Annotated in this window: 15 protein-coding genes; 2 read left to right on the forward strand and 13 right to left on the reverse strand. The window is 72.6% G+C overall.

Going from position 1 to position 15510, the window contains the following annotated elements:
* The 12 genes from ACWDUZ_RS25600 to ACWDUZ_RS25655 form a co-directional block, all read right to left on the reverse strand.
* On the reverse strand, positions 1–1039 hold a 1039-nt coding region (locus tag ACWDUZ_RS25600; RefSeq protein WP_451634148.1), incomplete at its 3' end, for an aliphatic sulfonate ABC transporter substrate-binding protein.
* Positions 1040–1315: 276 nt separating this feature from the next.
* Entirely contained in the window at positions 1316–2671 is a 1356-nt protein-coding gene (locus tag ACWDUZ_RS25605) for a sulfate adenylyltransferase subunit 1 (RefSeq protein ID WP_451634149.1), read from the reverse strand.
* A gap of 2 nt (positions 2672–2673) precedes the next feature.
* Positions 2674–3612, reverse strand: coding sequence for a sulfate adenylyltransferase subunit CysD (gene cysD, locus ACWDUZ_RS25610; RefSeq protein WP_451634150.1), 939 nt, complete (start codon positions 3610–3612; stop codon positions 2674–2676).
* Positions 3609–4145 carry an adenylyl-sulfate kinase gene (gene cysC / locus ACWDUZ_RS25615; protein ID WP_451634151.1) on the reverse strand — a complete coding sequence of 179 codons (537 nt, stop codon included), beginning with the start codon at positions 4143–4145 and terminating at the stop codon, positions 3609–3611. The genes cysD and cysC overlap by 4 nt, the downstream gene beginning before the upstream one ends.
* A 26-nt stretch (positions 4146–4171) precedes the next feature.
* Positions 4172–4882: a phosphoadenylyl-sulfate reductase gene (locus tag ACWDUZ_RS25620; RefSeq protein WP_451634152.1), complete on the reverse strand. Its 711-nt coding sequence runs from the start codon at positions 4880–4882 to the stop codon at positions 4172–4174.
* Positions 4879–5064: a hypothetical protein gene (locus ACWDUZ_RS25625; RefSeq protein WP_451634153.1), complete on the reverse strand. Its 186-nt coding sequence runs from the start codon at positions 5062–5064 to the stop codon at positions 4879–4881. Before ACWDUZ_RS25625 ends, ACWDUZ_RS25620 begins: the two co-directional genes overlap by 4 nt.
* Complete coding sequence (locus tag ACWDUZ_RS25630) at positions 5061–6752, reverse strand: nitrite/sulfite reductase (protein WP_451634154.1); 1692 nt, start codon at positions 6750–6752, stop codon at positions 5061–5063. Before ACWDUZ_RS25630 ends, ACWDUZ_RS25625 begins: the two co-directional genes overlap by 4 nt.
* A gap of 159 nt (positions 6753–6911) precedes the next feature.
* Complete coding sequence (locus ACWDUZ_RS25635; RefSeq protein WP_309486338.1) at positions 6912–6995, reverse strand: putative leader peptide; 84 nt, start codon at positions 6993–6995, stop codon at positions 6912–6914.
* Positions 6996–7133: 138 nt separating this feature from the next.
* Positions 7134–7706 (reverse strand): GNAT family N-acetyltransferase, encoded by a 573-nt coding sequence (locus ACWDUZ_RS25640; protein ID WP_451634155.1) that lies wholly within the window; start codon positions 7704–7706, stop codon positions 7134–7136.
* A gap of 75 nt (positions 7707–7781) precedes the next feature.
* Positions 7782–9149 carry a hypothetical protein gene (locus ACWDUZ_RS25645; RefSeq protein WP_451634156.1) on the reverse strand — a complete coding sequence of 456 codons (1368 nt, stop codon included), beginning with the start codon at positions 9147–9149 and terminating at the stop codon, positions 7782–7784.
* Positions 9150–9542: 393 nt separating this feature from the next.
* Positions 9543–10838 (reverse strand): GAF domain-containing protein, encoded by a 1296-nt coding sequence (locus tag ACWDUZ_RS25650; protein ID WP_451634157.1) that lies wholly within the window; start codon positions 10836–10838, stop codon positions 9543–9545.
* A gap of 405 nt (positions 10839–11243) precedes the next feature.
* Positions 11244–12878, reverse strand: a complete 1635-nt coding sequence (locus ACWDUZ_RS25655) for an acyl-CoA dehydrogenase family protein (protein ID WP_451634158.1) — start codon at positions 12876–12878, stop codon at positions 11244–11246.
* Positions 12879–12965: 87 nt separating this feature from the next.
* Here ACWDUZ_RS25655 and ACWDUZ_RS25660 point away from each other — a divergent pair, with 87 nt between their 5' ends.
* Positions 12966–14144: a YihY/virulence factor BrkB family protein gene (locus tag ACWDUZ_RS25660; RefSeq protein WP_451634159.1), complete on the forward strand. Its 1179-nt coding sequence runs from the start codon at positions 12966–12968 to the stop codon at positions 14142–14144.
* Between the two features lie 22 nt (positions 14145–14166).
* Positions 14167–14913 (forward strand): helix-turn-helix domain-containing protein, encoded by a 747-nt coding sequence (locus ACWDUZ_RS25665; RefSeq protein ID WP_451634160.1) that lies wholly within the window; start codon positions 14167–14169, stop codon positions 14911–14913.
* Here the strand turns inward: ACWDUZ_RS25665 and ACWDUZ_RS25670 are convergent.
* Positions 14896–15354 (reverse strand): VOC family protein, encoded by a 459-nt coding sequence (locus tag ACWDUZ_RS25670; protein ID WP_451634161.1) that lies wholly within the window; start codon positions 15352–15354, stop codon positions 14896–14898. The two genes, ACWDUZ_RS25665 and ACWDUZ_RS25670, sit on opposite strands and share 18 nt — an antisense overlap.
* Between the last annotated feature and the right edge of the window lie 156 nt (positions 15355–15510).

Below are 15510 nucleotides of genomic sequence, written 5' to 3' on the forward strand. Positions count from 1 at the left end.
GGTCGTAGATGCCGTCCAGCTTCGGGTCCTGCAGCAGGCCGGACGTGACCGCGTGGCGTGCCTCGGTGTTCAGGGTCGCGGCCAGCGGGTCGTCGGTGAGGGTGAGGGATGCCCAGGCCGGGTCCATGACATCGGAGGGCAGGGCCTTGCCGGCGTCGGCCGCCAGCTGCTGGTTGGCCGCCGCCTTCGCCTTCTCGGGGTGGGCGTTGATCCACTTGTTGGTGTCGACCGAGGCCTTCAGCACCGCCTCGACGGCCTGGGGGTGCTCCTTGAGGAACTTCTGCGACACGATGATGTTGGTGATCACGAACTTCTTCTCCGGCCACAGCGCCGACTCGTCCAGCAGGACCTTGGCGCCCTCGGCGACGAGCTTGGACGCGGTCGGTTCGGGCACCCAGGCACCGTCGACGGAGCCCGACCTGTAGGCGTCGGGAGTGATCTTGTTGTCGGTGCGGATCACCGACACATCGCCCTTGCCGCTCTGCGCGTCGACCTTCCAGCCCTGCTCGGCGATCCAGTTCAGGAACGCCACGTCCTGGGTGTTGCCCAGCTGCGGGGTGGCGATCTTCTTGCCCTTGACGTCCTTCAGGGTCTTGATCTTCTTCGGGTTCACCACGAGTTTGACGCCGCCGGAGGCGGAGCCGCCGACGATGCGCAGGTTCTTGCCGTGCGCCTTGGTGTAGCCGTTGATCGCGGGGGACGGGCCGATCCAGCCGATGTCCAGGGAACCGGAGTTGAGGGCCTCGATCTCGGACGGGCCCGCGTTGAACACCTGGTACGTGGCCCTGGTCGCGCCCAGCGCCTGCTGGAAGAAGCCCTTCTGGTGGCCGACGAGCGCGGTCGCGTGGGTGACGTTGCCGAAGTAGCCGATCGTCACGGAGTCCAGACCGTCGATCTTCTTGGCGCCGGCGGCTATCTTCTGCTCGGCGGCGCCGTCAGCGGCCTTCGAGCCGTAGCCGCAGGCGGCGAGGGCCAGGAGGGGCAGGGCGGCGACCACGGCGAGGCCGCGGCGGAACCAGGATGAGCGGGTGGCAGGCACGGGAGGTTGTCCTCTCGTTGGCCCGGCGGTCACGGTCTCTCAGGTCGTGGCCGGGAGATCGGCAGGTCTTCGTCTACGGCGAGGGGGTGAGGGCGCGCGGGCAGCGCGCGTACGTCGGTGCGCACATCGCCCGCTCCGCCCTGCCCTCCCCCACACTCCGCTCGGGGGGACCCCCAGCCGAGGGCGCCTCCCCCAGACTTCGTCCGGGGCGGCGACCCCCACCGACCCGGCCGCCCTCCTTGGCGAACATCGAGGAGAAGTCCGAGGAGTTCATGGTCAGAAGTCCCAGCCGTCCTCTTTGGCGGCGTCCTTGACCGGTTCGGGGGCGGCGAAGGACTCGCCGACCATGCCCGCGGTCAGTGTGGTGCCGTCGGAGGGGTCGATCAGGATGAACGAGCCGGTGCGGCGGGAGTCGGCGTAGGAGTCGACCGGCAGCGGCTCGGCGGTGCGGATCTTCACCCGGCCGATGTCGTTGGCGGTCAGGCGACCCGGGTGCGGGTGCAGGGACAGGTCGTCGAGGGTGAGCCGGGAGGGGATGTCCTTCACGATGGCCTTCACCGTGCGGGTGCCGTGCTTGAGCAGGACCCGGTGCCCGACCGTCAGCGGGGCGTCGGCGACATGGCAGACGGTCGCCTCCACGTCCTGGGTGGTGGCGGGTGCGTCCTTGCTGGGCACGATCAGGTCGCCGCGGGAGACGTCGATGTCGTCCTCCAGCAGGACCGTCACCGACTGCGCCGTCCAGGCCTCGTCGACGGGGGTGCCCAGCAGGTCGATGCCGCAGATCCGGGTCGTGCGGCCCGAGGGCAGGACGGTGACCTCCTCGCCGATGTGGAAGGAACCGGCGGCGATCTGCCCGGCGTAGCCGCGGTAGTCGGGGTGCTCGGCGGACTGCGGCCGGATCACGTACTGCACGGGCAGCCGCGCGTGGCAGTGCGCCAGGTCGTGGGCGACGGGGACGGTCTCCAGGTGCTCCAGCACGGTCGGCCCGCCGTACCAGTCCATGTGCGCGCTGGGCTCCACCACGTTGTCACCCACGAGCGCGGAGATCGGAATGGCGGTGACCTCGGGGACGCCGAGTTCGGTGGCGTAGGCGGTGAACTCCTGGGCGATCGCGGCGAAGGCGGACTCCTGGTAGCCGACCAGGTCCATCTTGTTCACGGCGAGGGCGACGTGCGGGACGCGCAGCAGGGCGGCGATCGCGGCGTGGCGGCGGGTCTGCTCGACGACGCCGTTGCGGGCGTCGACCAGGATGACGGTCAGCTCGGCGGTGGAGGCGCCGGTGACCATGTTCCGGGTGTACTGCACATGCCCGGGGGTGTCGGCCAGGATGAACCGGCGGCGCGGGGTGGCGAAGTAGCGGTAGGCCACGTCGATGGTGATGCCCTGCTCGCGTTCGGCGCGCAGGCCGTCGGTGAGCAGCGCCAGGTCAGGGGCGTCCTGGCCGCGCGAGGCGGAGGCACGCTCCACGGCCTCCAGCTGGTCGGCGAGGACCGACTTGGAGTCGTGCAGCAGCCGCCCGACGAGCGTGGACTTGCCGTCGTCGACGGAGCCGGCCGTCGCGAACCGCAGCAGGGTGGTGGCCGACAGCTGCTCGACCGACAGCGGCTCGGTGGGTTCGGTGGTGCTGGTCATGGCTAGAAGTACCCCTCGCGCTTGCGGTCTTCCATCGCGGCCTCGGAGAGTTTGTCGTCGGCGCGGGTGGCGCCCCGCTCGGTGAGCCGGGAGGCGGCGATCTCGGTGATGACCTGTTCCAGCGTCACCGCGTCGGAGTCGACGGCACCGGTGCAGGACATGTCGCCGACGGTGCGGTAGCGCACCTGACGCTTCTCCACACGCTCGCCGTCCCTGGGGCCGCCCCACTCGCCGGCGGTCAGCCACATGCCGTTGCGATCGAACACCTCGCGTTCGTGGGCGAAGTAGATCGCGGGCAGCTCGATGCCCTCCCGCGCGATGTACTGCCACACATCCAGCTCGGTCCAGTTCGACAGCGGGAAGACCCGCACGTGCTCGCCGGGCGCGTGCCGGCCGTTGTACAGGTTCCACAGCTCCGGGCGCTGGCGGCGCGGGTCCCACTGGGAGAACTCGTCGCGCAGGCTGAACACCCGCTCCTTGGCGCGGGCCTTCTCCTCGTCCCGGCGGCCGCCGCCGAAGACCGCGTCGAACTTCTCGCTCTGGATCTTCTCGGTCAGCGGCAGCGTCTGCAGCGGGTTGCGGGTGCCGTCCGGGCGCTCCTTGAGCACGCCCCGGTCGATGTAGTCCTGCACGGAGGCGACGTGCAGGCGCAGCCCGTGCTTGGCCACGGTCCGGTCCCGGAAGTCCAGCACCTCGGGGAAGTTGTGCCCGGTGTCCACGTGCAGCAGGGAGAAGGGGACCGGCGCGGGCGTGAACGCCTTCAGCGCCAGGTGCAGCATGAGGATGGAGTCCTTGCCCCCGGAGAACAGGATCACCGGGTTCTCGAACTCGCCCGCCACCTCCCGGAAGATGTGCACCGCCTCCGACTCCAGCGCGTCCAGGTGGGAGAGGGCGTACGGGCTGCCCGTGCCCTCCTCGACCTCGGCGACGGTGGTCGTCATGCCAGTCCCCTTTCGCTGAGCAGCGCGTACACGGACGCCGCGGACTCCTGCACGGTCTGGTGCTGCGACTCGATCCGCAGGTCCGGCGACTCGGGCTCCTCGTACGGGTCGTCGACCCCCGTCAGTCCGGTCAGCTCGCCCGCGGCCTGCCGGGCGTACAGGCCCTTCACATCGCGTACGGAGCACACCTCCACCGGCGTCGCGACGTGCGCCTCCAGGTAGGTCGTGCCGTTCGCCTCGTGCCGCTTGCGCACCGCGTCGCGGCTGTCCGCGTACGGGGCGATGACCGGGACGAGCACCTTGACGCCGTTGCGGGCGAGGAGCTCGGCCACGAAACCGATGCGCTGCACGTTGGTGTGCCGGTCCTCGCGGCTGAAGCCGAGACCCGCCGAGATGAACTCGCGGATCTCGTCGCCGTCGAGCACCTCGACGAGGTGGCCCTCCGCACGCAGCCGTCCCGCCAGCTCGTGCGCGATGGTGGTCTTGCCGGCACTCGGCAGACCCGTGAGCCATACGGTGGCTCCGGTCCTCACGTCGTTCTCCTGAGTGTGTGTCGTGGTCATCCGTGCAGCCCGCACTCGGTCTTGGCGCGGCCCGCCCAGCGTCCGGCGCGCGCGTCCTCGCCCTGGAGGACCCGCCGGGTGCACGGGGCGCAGCCGATGGAGGCATAGCCGTCCATCAGCAGCGGGTTGGTGAGCACTCCGTGCTCGGACACGTACGCCGCCACGTCCTCCTGCGACCACCGTGCGATGGGAGAGATCTTCACCTTCCGGCGCTTGTCGTCCCAGCCGACCACCGGGGTGTTCGCCCGGGTCGGGGACTCGTCGCGGCGCAGCCCGGTCGCCCAGGCGTCATAGCCCTTGAGCCCTTCTTCCAGCGGCAGCACCTTGCGCAGCCGGCAGCACAGGTCCGGGTCGCGGTCGTGGAGCCTGGAGCCGTACTCGGCGTCCTGCTCGGCGACCGTCTGCCGCGGGGTGAGGGTGATGACGTTCACGTCCATCACGGCCTCGACGGCGTCGCGGGTGCCGATGGTCTCCGGAAAGTGGTAGCCGGTGTCGAGGAACACCACGTCCACGCCGGGCATCGCACGGGAGGCCAGATGGGCGACCACCGCGTCCTCCATGGAGGAGGTCACGCAGAACCGCCTGCCGAACGTCTCGGCCGCCCACCGGAGAATCTCCAGCGCGGAGGCGTCCTCGAGATCGCGCCCGGCCTGCTCGGCCAGGGCCTTCAACTCCTCGGCGGTCCGGTCTTGCTGAGCAGTCGTCATATCGACTCATCCCCTCCGTTGTCAGCCGCCTGGTGAAGCCCCCGGGCCAGCAGCCCCAGGAACCTCAGATGGAAGGCGCGGTTGCACGCGGCGCATTCCCAGGCGCCGTGGCCCTGCTCGCCGGGGCGCAGGTCCTCCTCGCCGCAGTAGGGGCAGTAGAAGGGAGCGGCCCGCTCGCTCACGACAGCGCCTCCTCGGAAGCCCGGGCGGCCCAGGTCGCGAAGCGCTCGCCGGTCTCGCGCTCGGCGAGGTAGCGCTTGAGGACGCGCTCGATGTAGTCGGGCAGCTCGGTGGAGGTCACCTTCAGCCCGCGGACCTTGCGGCCGAAGGAAGGCTCCAGGCCGAGCGCGCCGCCCAGGTGGACCTGGTAGCCGCCGACCTGGTTGCCCTCGGCGTCGACGACCAGCTGGCCCTTGAGGCCGATGTCCGCGGTCTGGATGCGGGCGCAGGCGTTGGGGCAACCGTTGATGTTGATGGTGAGCGGCTCGTCGAAGTCGGGCAGCCGGCGCTCGAGTTCGTCGATGAGGTCGCTGCCGCGCTCCTTGGTCTCCACGATGGCGAGCTTGCAGAACTCGATGCCCGTGCACGCCATCGTGCCGCGCCGGAACGGAGAGGGGCTGACCCGGAGGTCCAGCGCCTCCAGGCCGTCGACCAGGGAGTCGACGCGGTCCTGCGGGACGTCCAGGATGATCATCTTCTGTTCGACCGTGGTGGACACCCGCCCCGAACCGTGCTCCTCGGCCAGTTCGGCGACCTTGGTGAGCAGCGAGCCGTCCATGCGCCCCACGCGCGGGGCGAAGCCGACGTAGAACCGGCCGTCCTTCTGGCGGTGCACGCCGATGTGGTCGCGCCACTGCTGGGCGGGCATCTCGGGCGCCGGTCCGTCGACGAGCCTGCGGCCCAGGTACTCGTCCTCGACGACCTGACGGAACTTCTCCGCGCCCCAGTCGGCGATCAGGAACTTCAGCCGGGCCCGGTTGCGCAGCCGCCGGTAGCCGTAGTCTCGGAAGACGGACGTGACCGCCTCCCACACCTCCGGCACCTCCGCCTCGGGCACCCAGGCGCCGAGACGCACGCCGAACCGGGGGTTGGTGGACAGACCGCCGCCGACCCACAGGTCGAAGCCGGGGCCGTGCTCGGGATGCACCACGCCGACGAAGGAGATGTCGTTGATCTCGTGGGCGACGTCCAGCAGCGGGGAGCCGGAGACGGCCGTCTTGTACTTGCGCGGCAGGTTGGAGAAGCGGGGGTCGCCGATGTAGCGGCGCACGATCTCGTTCAGCGCCGCCGTGCCGTCGATGATCTCGTCCTCGGCGACGCCGGCGACCGGGGAGCCGAGCATGCCGCGCGGGCAGTCGCCGCACGCCTCGGTGGTGGACAGGCCGACCGCCTCCAGGCGCTCCCAGATCGCGGGCACGTCCTCGATGCGCACCCAGTGGAACTGGATGTTCTGCCGGTCGGTGATGTCGGCGGTGCCGCGGGCGTACGTCTCGGACACCTCGCCGATCGCCCGCAGTTGCTCGGTGGTCAGCCGGCCGCCCGTGATGCGGACACGCATCATGAAGTACTCGTCCTCGAGCTCCTCGGGCTCCAGCACGCCGGTCCGGCCGCCGTCGATCCCGGGGCGGCGCTGGGTGTAGAGGCCCCACCACCGGAAGCGTCCCCGCAGGTCGTTGGGGTCGATGGAGTGGAAGCCGCGCTTGGAGTAGATCGTCTCAATGCGTGTCCGCACATTGAGACCGTCGTCGTCCTTCTTCAACTGCTCGTTGCCGTTGAGCGGGGTCAGGTGCCCCACGGCCCACTGACCCTCACCACGATGGCGGCTCACCTTGCGGCGGGGCGCGACGGAGTTCTGCGAAGAGGCGGCCATGGTCGATACGTCCTTCGGGACAGCGAGGAATGCGGCTCTGACCTGCGCAGATGTGAGCGCACGGGCAGACAGGCAGGCGTGCGCGTCATTGCGCGGGGAGGAGAAAAAAAGAGAGATCCGGCGGTATGCGGCACGTGGCTCAAGGCCACTGTGGCCGGGTCAGCTCGCCGGACAGATGGCGCTGGACATACGGCCGAGGTCGACGTGCCGTCGACTCACCAAGGCGATTCCAGTTCCAGACATGACGGAAGCGTGGCACGACGATCTGGACACCGTCCAGCTTCATCCGAGATGCGGACACCCCTGTCTCGCCATGAGAGACAGGGGTGTCGCTGATCACGGACCGCCGAGGTGGCCGTGAACGCCCAGGTCAGGCGGGGGTCAGCCGGTGTGGGCACCCGGCCACGGACCCGGAGTGGCCACCTCCGGTTCCTCCTCCACCTGGGTGTCGAACAGTTTGAAGCCGCGGCGCCGGTAGTTGTCCATCGCGTACTCGCCGTCCTTGCTGCACGTGTGCAGCCACACCCGCTTGGTCGGGGCCAGCCCCGGCCGGCGGTCCGCGAGGTCCCAGGCGCGGGCCGTGCCGTACGACAGCAGGTGCCCGCCGATCCGGCGGCCGCGGAAGGCCGGGATCAGCCCGAAGTAGACGATCTCCACGACCCCGTCGTCCTGCGCCTCCAGCTCGACGTAACCCGCCGGTGTGCCCCGGTCGTACGCCACCCAGGTCTCGACACCCGGACGCTCCAGGTACTCCCGCCACTGCGCGTAGCTCCAGCCGAGCCGGTCCGTCCAGCGGATGTCGCCGCCGACCGAGGCGTACAGAAACCGGCTGAACTCGGGCGAGGGTACCTCCGAGCGGATGATCCGGACATCCCCCTCGGGGGCGTCGGCCGGGAGGAGGTCGGTGGGAGCGGTCTGCTCCAGGGACCAGGTGGTCACGGCGATGTGCGTCATGCCGGTCAGGGAATCATCCGCGCCGGGCCCGTGTCGATCGGGATCGTCCCCGGCCCGCTGCCCGCCGCTCGCGCCCTACCGCAGCTCCCGGTCGACCGAGGACAAGGGCAGCGCGAACAGGGTCCGTCCGGAGAGCGACCACAGCTCGCCGGTCGCCTCCCAGTACGACAGGGAGCCGGTGCCGTCGCCCCAGCAGCGGTGCGTGTCCTCGGACGATCCGCACCGCGCCGCCTCGGCGCCGTGCAGGTCCTGCCGCCACAGCGTGCCGTGATCGCCGTGCGGCCCGGCCGTCCGGCTCAGGTACCAGCGGGCTGGGCCGGTCGGACCCGTGCGGTGCGACAGCACCCCCCGTACGCCGTCCGTCCTGGTCTCGTACGCCTCGTCGGCGGTCACGGTCCCGGCGGAGTCGGCGGCCAGCAGACCGGAGCGGGCCGGATCCGTGCTGAAGGAGTACCGCCACAGACGCGTGTGCCCGCCGCTGCCCCTGGCTGCCGGCTCGCTCGCGACGAGACTGACCGGGGTGGAGGTGCGGTCGAGGGAGAGGCCGTAGGGGCAGGGGAGACCCGTTCCGGCCGTCGCGGCGGCCGCGCGGGCCGTGGTCGGGCCGCCGCACGGCCCCTGCGCCGGACGGTAGGAGGCGACCGCGGGCAGCACCCACCGGTAGCCGTGGGCCGACCAGCCGCCGGGTACCCGGCCGATCGCATCGGTGGTGACGGTGGCGCGCTGGATCCGGCGCAGGTCGTAGACGTACAGCGCGTCGGGTTCGCTGCCGGAGGTGGTGACCAGCAGCTTGTCCTGGTACCAGACCATCCCCGACACGTGCGAGGCGAGCCCCCGGTAGTCGCGGCCGCCGTCGACGGGCACGGCCAGCAGGGCCCAGGTGTAGGTGAGGCGGGCGGGGTCGTCGGCGTTCACGAACGCCACCCGGGCCAGGCCGTGGTCCATGGGCCCGCCGCCCTCGCGCGCCCAGCCGGAGAGGATCACCCGGTGCGCGCCCCACCTGCCGTGGGTGTCGGCGTCCCCGGACGTGGTCACCGACTCCGGCCGCCAGCGGCGGGTGGCGGTGTCGGCGACGTCCCAGCAGTAGGCGCGCGTGGCCGCCGGCTCGACGGGCAGCGCCTCCTTCTCCCCGGCCGCGCAGGCGTCGCCGGCGCGCATCGTCCGGTCGGCGCCGGCCAGCACGGCGTCGACTCCGGCCGGGCGGCCCATCGCCGCCTCCAGCCGGTCCAGGGACCGCTCCGGCACCAGCCGCTCCGTCAGCCGCAGCCGGTCGAGCTCGGTGGGCGAGGTGAGCGGTTTCAGGGCGCCGGGGTCCTCGGCGACCGTGGCCTGTGAGGCGCTGATCAGGGTGGCGGCGGCGGTCAGTGCGAGCCCGGCCCCGGCCAGCACCGCGCGCAACGCCCTGCCCCGCCTGCGACGGCGGTGTCTGCCGCGTTGCTTCATCCAACCCCCCTTTTTTCAGGGCTCGGTCCGCCTCGGGACGCCCTCCGGCCGGGACGGTCCAACTGCGTCGGACGGTCCGAGCGTTGGCCGAGGAGCGGATGAGGCGGCCCGCAGGCGATGCTACGGCAGTCCGGCCCGCCGCAGGACGAAGACCCCGCAAATATGCGGAAGATGCCACGCCGGACTACTCGGGCCCGCCGGCTCGCATCACGGCGCCTCGCCCTCACGTGGATGCGTGCGGCGTACGGCACGCCGACGTGCGGCGCGCCGACTCGCGTCAGGGCGGCTCGCGGCACGGCCACTCGGCTCCGACCGGATCGCGGCCCGTGGGCTCGTGTCCGGCCGGCTCGCGGCGCCGCGTCCGATGCCGGCGCCGCCCGGTGCCGGGTCGGTTCAGGGCGCGAAGGGTGCCGCGGCCGTTCGGCGGACCGCCGGGGCCGTGGAGTGCGGCAGCAGGTCGCGGGGGTCGTCCGGGAGGAGCACCCGGACCTCGGCGCCCTCGCGGAAGCGGTACGGCCGGTGCTCGAGGAAGGCGCCCAGATACCGTCGTACCCGGGACATCTCGGCCCGGACGGTGACCGTACGGGCCGGATCGCCGAACACCGCCTCGGCCAGGGCCGCCGCACTGCGCCCGGCCGGGTGCAGGGCCAGCAGGTAGAGCAGTTCGGCGTGGCGGGGGCTCAGTTCGTGCGACCAGGAGCCCGGGCCCCCCGAGACGGCCACCGACCAGCGCCGGGGGCGGGTGAGGTCCAGCACGATGCGGGCGTCGCCGTGCACGGGCACTTCCTCGTCGGCCCGCACCAACCAGCCGTCCGCCAGCGGCTCCAGGGAGCACAGCCCGACCGCCGGCAGCCACCGGCGGCCGGGGGAGACCGACTTGGGCAGCGGGATGCGCGGGGTGTACGGCATTCCGGCCACCGCCGCCGTCCAGCCGTCCCGGTCCACCACCGCCGCCCGGCCGTCCAGCCGGGCCAGGACCGGCGCGGCCACCGCGCGCAGCCGCTCCAGCGCGTCGAGGTGCAACTCCCTCAGCCTCGCCTCGGCCAGCTTGGCCACCGAGCCCACCCAGGCCAGGGTGGCCGGATGCATGGTCTCCAGCGGCCCGCTGACGTCCACCACGCCGAGCAGTCGGCCGTCCCGGGGGTCGGTGACGGGGGCGCCGGTACAGGTCCAGGTGGTGTGCGAGCGGACGAAGTGCTCGGAGGCGAAGACCTGCACGGGCCGGCGCACCACCGCGGGGGTGCCCACACCGTTGGTGCCGACGACGTCCTCCCGCCAGTCGGCGCCGAGTTCGAACCCGAGACCGTCGGCCTTGCGCAGCACCGACGGATGGCCCTCGCGCCACAGCACCCGGCCGTCCTCGTCGGCGACGACCATGATGTGCTGGGCGACGTCCGCGACCGACAGCAGCCCCTCGCGCAGCACCGGCAGCACATGCCGCAGCGGGGACGCCTCGCGCCGCCGCTGCACCTCCTCGCGGGGCAGCAGCCGGGAGTTCAGGCCGTGGTCGGGATCGACGCCGGTACGCCGTACACGCTCCCAGGACTGTCCGATGACCGGACGCGGCGCCACCTGTGTGCGCTGCCCCGCGAGTGCCGCCGAGCGCACCTCGCTGAGCAGCCGTGCCGCCCGCGCCGCGTCGACGGCGGCGATCCGCGTCACGTCCACGTCCAACGGCGCCTTCGCCACTGGGTCCTCCCGCCACAAGGGGCCACCGGCAGACGGGTGCCCCGAGATGTTCCGGCCATGTGCCGGCGGCCTTCCCGCCTGTGCGTTTCATACTGCCGTTCACCGGCACCGGAGGGGTCGGCTCCGGCCATACCGGACGGGCGAGTTGCAACCCCTTGCAACCCTGGTGAACAGGGCGCGCGGTGGTTGAAACTTGTTCAGCGCCGCGTGCGGCGTCCGTGGCCTGCAACGGGGCCGCGGCGGGGGTGGTGCCGTGTCGGCGCAGCACCACCCCCGCGTGGCGTCCGAAATCCGCCGTGCGTCGGGTGACGGAGGCCGGGGCGCACCCCGGAGACCGGACACCCGGCGTATGCCGCACGCCGGATGCCGGGCCCCCGCGGAGGCCGGATGCTTTCGGTGACCCCGTCAGGGCACCGGGCGCGCCCGCTCCACCAGCGCCGCGAGAGGCAGCGTGTGCGGCAGCGTGCCGAAGGCCGAGCCGCCGTCGCCGCCCAGCCGCGCGGCGCAGAACGCGTCCGCGACCTCCGGCGGCGCGTACCGCACCAGCAGCGACCCCTGGAGCACCAGCGCGAGCCGCTCGGCCAGCCGCCGGGCGCGGGCCTCGACGCCGTCCAGGTCGGCGAGTTCCGTGAGCAGGTTCTTGATCGCCGCATCGAGGCGGTGGTCGGCGCCGCGCGCCCGTCCCACCTCGCGCAGGTACGCGTCGAACGCCTCCGGTTCCCGCCGCAGCGCCCGCAGCACGTCCAGCGCCTGGACGTTGCCGGCGCCCTCCCAGATCGAGTTCAGCGGCGACTCCCGCACCAGGCGGGGCATGCCGGACTCCTCCACGTACCCGTTGCCGCCGAGGCACTCGGCGGCCTCCACCGCGAGCGGCGCGCACCGCTTGGTCACCCAGTACTTGGCGGCCGGCACCGCGATCCTGAGCAGCGCCCGCTCCTGTTCGCCGTCGTCGTCGCAGGCCGCCGCCAGCCGCAGCGCCAGCGTGGTCGCCGCCTCGGACTCCAGCGCCAGGTCGGCGAGGACGTTGCGCATCAGCGGCTTGTCGACGAGCGGCCCGCCGAAGGCCTCTCGGTACGTGCAGTGGTGCACCGCCTGCGCCACGGCCTGGCGCATCAGCCCCGCCGAACCGAGCACGCAGTCCAGCCGGGTCGCCGCCACCATCCCGATGATGGTGCGCACCCCTCGCCCCTCCTCGCCGACCCGGCGCGCCCAGGTCCCGGCGAACTCGACCTCGGCCGAGGCGTTCGACCGGTTGCCCATCTTGTCCTTGAGCCGCTGGACGAGGAACACGTTGCGGCCGCCGTCCGCCAGGACCCGCGGCACCAGGAAGCAGGTGAGCCCGCCCGGAGCCTGGGCGAGCACCAGGAAGGCGTCCGACATGGGCGCCGAGCAGAACCACTTGTGCCCGGTCAGCTCGTACGTCCCGGCCTCGGCGAGCGGCCGCGCCGAGGTCGTGTTGGTCCGTACGTCGCTGCCGCCCTGCTTCTCGGTCATGCCCATCCCGAACAGCACCCCGGCCTTCAGATGCGCGGGCCGCAGCTCACGGTCGTAGACCATGGACGTCAGGCGCGGCTCCCACTCGGCGGCCAGCTCCGGGTCGGCGCGCAGCGCGGGCACCGCCGCGTGCGTCATCGACAGCGGGCACCCGTTGCCCGCCTCCACCTGCGACCACACCAGGAAGCCGGCCGCCCGCCGCACATGCCCCGCGGGACGGCCCCAGGCGGCCGTCAGGCCCGCCGCGACCCCTTTGCCGAGCAGCCGGTGCCAGGCCGGGTGGAAGTCGACCTCGTCGATGCGGTGGCCGTAGCGGTCGTGGGTGCGCAGCCGCGGCGGGTTCTCGTTGGCCTGCGCGCCCCACTCCTGCACCTGGGCGGAGCCCGCCGAGCGTCCGAGCGCCGACAGCTCGCCGCGCACCTCGTCGAGCACACCGGCGTCGACGTGCCGCTCGACCGCCTCGGTCAGCGCCCGGTCGGCGGCGAAGACGTCGTAGCCGACCAGCGGGGGCGCCTGATTCGTCACGGTGTGAGTGCCGGCTGCCATGGAACGGAACCTATCTCGCGGTACGCCGCCGGTCACCACACGGTCACCGGCGAGAGCGACCCGGCGGGACAGGGATACCTTTAGGGCGTGCAGCAAGCCAGTGAACTCCCCGACAGGCCGTCCGGCCGCCTCCACAGGGCCCGTGCCCTCTACCGGAACGTCTCCAAACGCAGGACCGCCTGGCTGCTGCTGAAGGACACCGTCAACTCGTGCATGGAGTACCGGATCCTCGGGCTCGCCGCCGAGGCCGCGTTCTTCTCCCTGCTGTCCGTGCCGCCGCTGCTGCTCAGCCTCATCGGGCTGCTCTTCTACGTCGACAGCTGGACCGGCGCCCACACCATCGCCGGCCTGAGGCACAACATCCTCGACGCCTCCCGCACGGTCCTGTCCGACCAGGGCGTGAACGAGATCACCGAGCCGATCCTGCGGGACGTGATGAAGGGCGGCAGGCCCGATGTGATCTCCATCGGGTTCGTGTTCGCGCTGTGGTCGGGCTCCCGGGCGGTGAACGTCTTCATCGACACCATCACCGTGATGTACGGCCTGGACGGAGTGCGCGGCATCGTCAGAACCCGGCTGATGGCGTTCCTGCTGTTCGTCGTGGCCCTGCTGATCGGCTCGGTCGCGCTGCCGCTGATGGTCGCGGGCCCGGACGCCGTGGTGCGCGTCGTGCCCTGGTCCACGACCGTGGTCCAGGTCCTGTACTGGCCGGTGGTCATCGTGCTGTCCGTCGCCTTCCTGACCACGCTGTACCACGTGTCCGTGCCGGTGCGCTCGGCGTGGATCGAGGACGTGCCGGGGGCCCTGGTCGCGCTGGCCATGTGGGTGGTGTGCAGCTTCGTGCTGCGCATCTACCTCACCAGCACCGTCGAGGGCCCCACCATCTACGGCTCACTGGCCGCGCCGGTCGCCGTGCTGCTGTGGATCGGTGTGTCCGCGTTCGCCGTGCTCGTCGGGGCCGCGGTCAACGCGGCCATCGACCGGGTCTGGCCGGCCGCCGCGACGGCCGCCGCCCGCGCCGCCAACGAGCGGGTGCGCGAGGCCCAGATCGCCGAGTACGTGGCCCGTGCCGCCGCCGCCCGCGAGGCCGACCCCGACGCCGGCGACGACCCGGACATGCCCTCCGAGTTCCCCGAGCGCTGGTCCCGCTTCCTGCCCCACGAGGACGTGACCGCCCGCCTGCGCGCCCACGCCAGGGCCATGCAGCCCCGCAGCCCGCACAAGGAGAGCCAGAACGGTTCCTCCCCCCAGAAGTGGGAGAAGTGACGGGGTCGCTAACCTCGGGTACGTGGCTGCCGAGACGTCCGCGGGGACGGTCGGGGGCGGGTACGCGGAGCGGCCCTCCCGGCTGGCCGGCGCGGTGGTGTGGACGAAGGGCCCGGCGGGGTCCGGGGCCGGCGCGGGGCCCGGACCCGCGGTGCGGCCCGTGCTGCCCGACGGGTGCATGGACCTGCTGTGGAGCGAGGGGCGGCTGCTCGTCGCCGGCCCGGACACCCGCGCGTACGTCCCGGCGGGGCCGCCCGCGCACTGGGCCGGCCTGCGGTTCTTCCCCGGCACGGCGCCCGCCTGCCTCGGCGTGCCCGCCCACGAGCTGCGCGACCGGCGCGTCGAACTGGCCGAGCTGTGGCCCGCCGCGCGGGCCCGGCGGCTGAGCGCACGCCTGGCGGCGGCGCCGGATCCGGCCGCCGCGCTGGAGGAGGCGGCCCTGGAGCTGGCCGCCGCGACGGGGCCGCCCGACCCGCTGCTGCGGCATCTGGTCGCGGCCCTGGACGCGGGCCGCCCGGTCGCCGCCACCGCCGACGAACTCGGGCTGGGCGCCCGCCGCTTGCACCGCCGCTCCCTGGCCGCGTTCGGCTACGGCCCCAAGACGCTGGCCCGCGTCCTGCGCCTGCAACGCGCGCTGGCACTGGCGCGGACCGGAGTGCCGTTCGCCGAGACCGCGGCTCGGGCCGGCTTCGCCGACCAGGCCCATCTCGCCCGGAACGTACGGGAGCTGACCGGCAGGCCGTTGCGCGACCTACTCGCTCTCGGGTAGTGGGGCGAACAGGTCCACGCCGTTGCCGTCGGGGTCGTGCACGACCGCGTACCGCATCCCCCAGAACGCGTCCCACGGCGCCAGTTCCCCGTGGTACCCGGCGCCGACCAGGTCCTCGTACACGGCGTCCACCTCGGCGGGCGAGGCGCACCGGAAAGCCAGCCCGAGCCGGCCGCCCCCCGACGGGGGCCGCCACCCGGGGTGGAAGGAACGGACGGTCGCCTCGGTGTCCAGCGCGAGGGCCAGACCGCCGGGCAACTCGGCCTCGACGTGCGGCTCTTCCTCCGCGCCCGGCGGGAAGACGAGCCCGAGGCGGCGGTAGAAGGCCAGGGAGGCGGCCAGGTCGGAGGCGACCAGCCCGATCACGGCGAACCGCGGAGTGGGCAAGGCCGTCGGAGCCGTCGGAGTCCTCGAGGTCTTCGGGGTCTTCGGTGTGGTCATGCGGGCACGGTAGACACGGCCCCGGCGGTGGGTCTTGAACGAATCGGACGGTGCCGGCGGACCGACCACCGTGTCGGCGACTCGCACGCCGACTCGGTCCGCCAGGCCGACCGCGGCGCGAACGGCCGGGTCGGCAGCGGCACACCGCCGGGGGCA

The sequence above is a fragment of the Streptomyces sp. NPDC003393 genome (assembly GCF_053589015.1).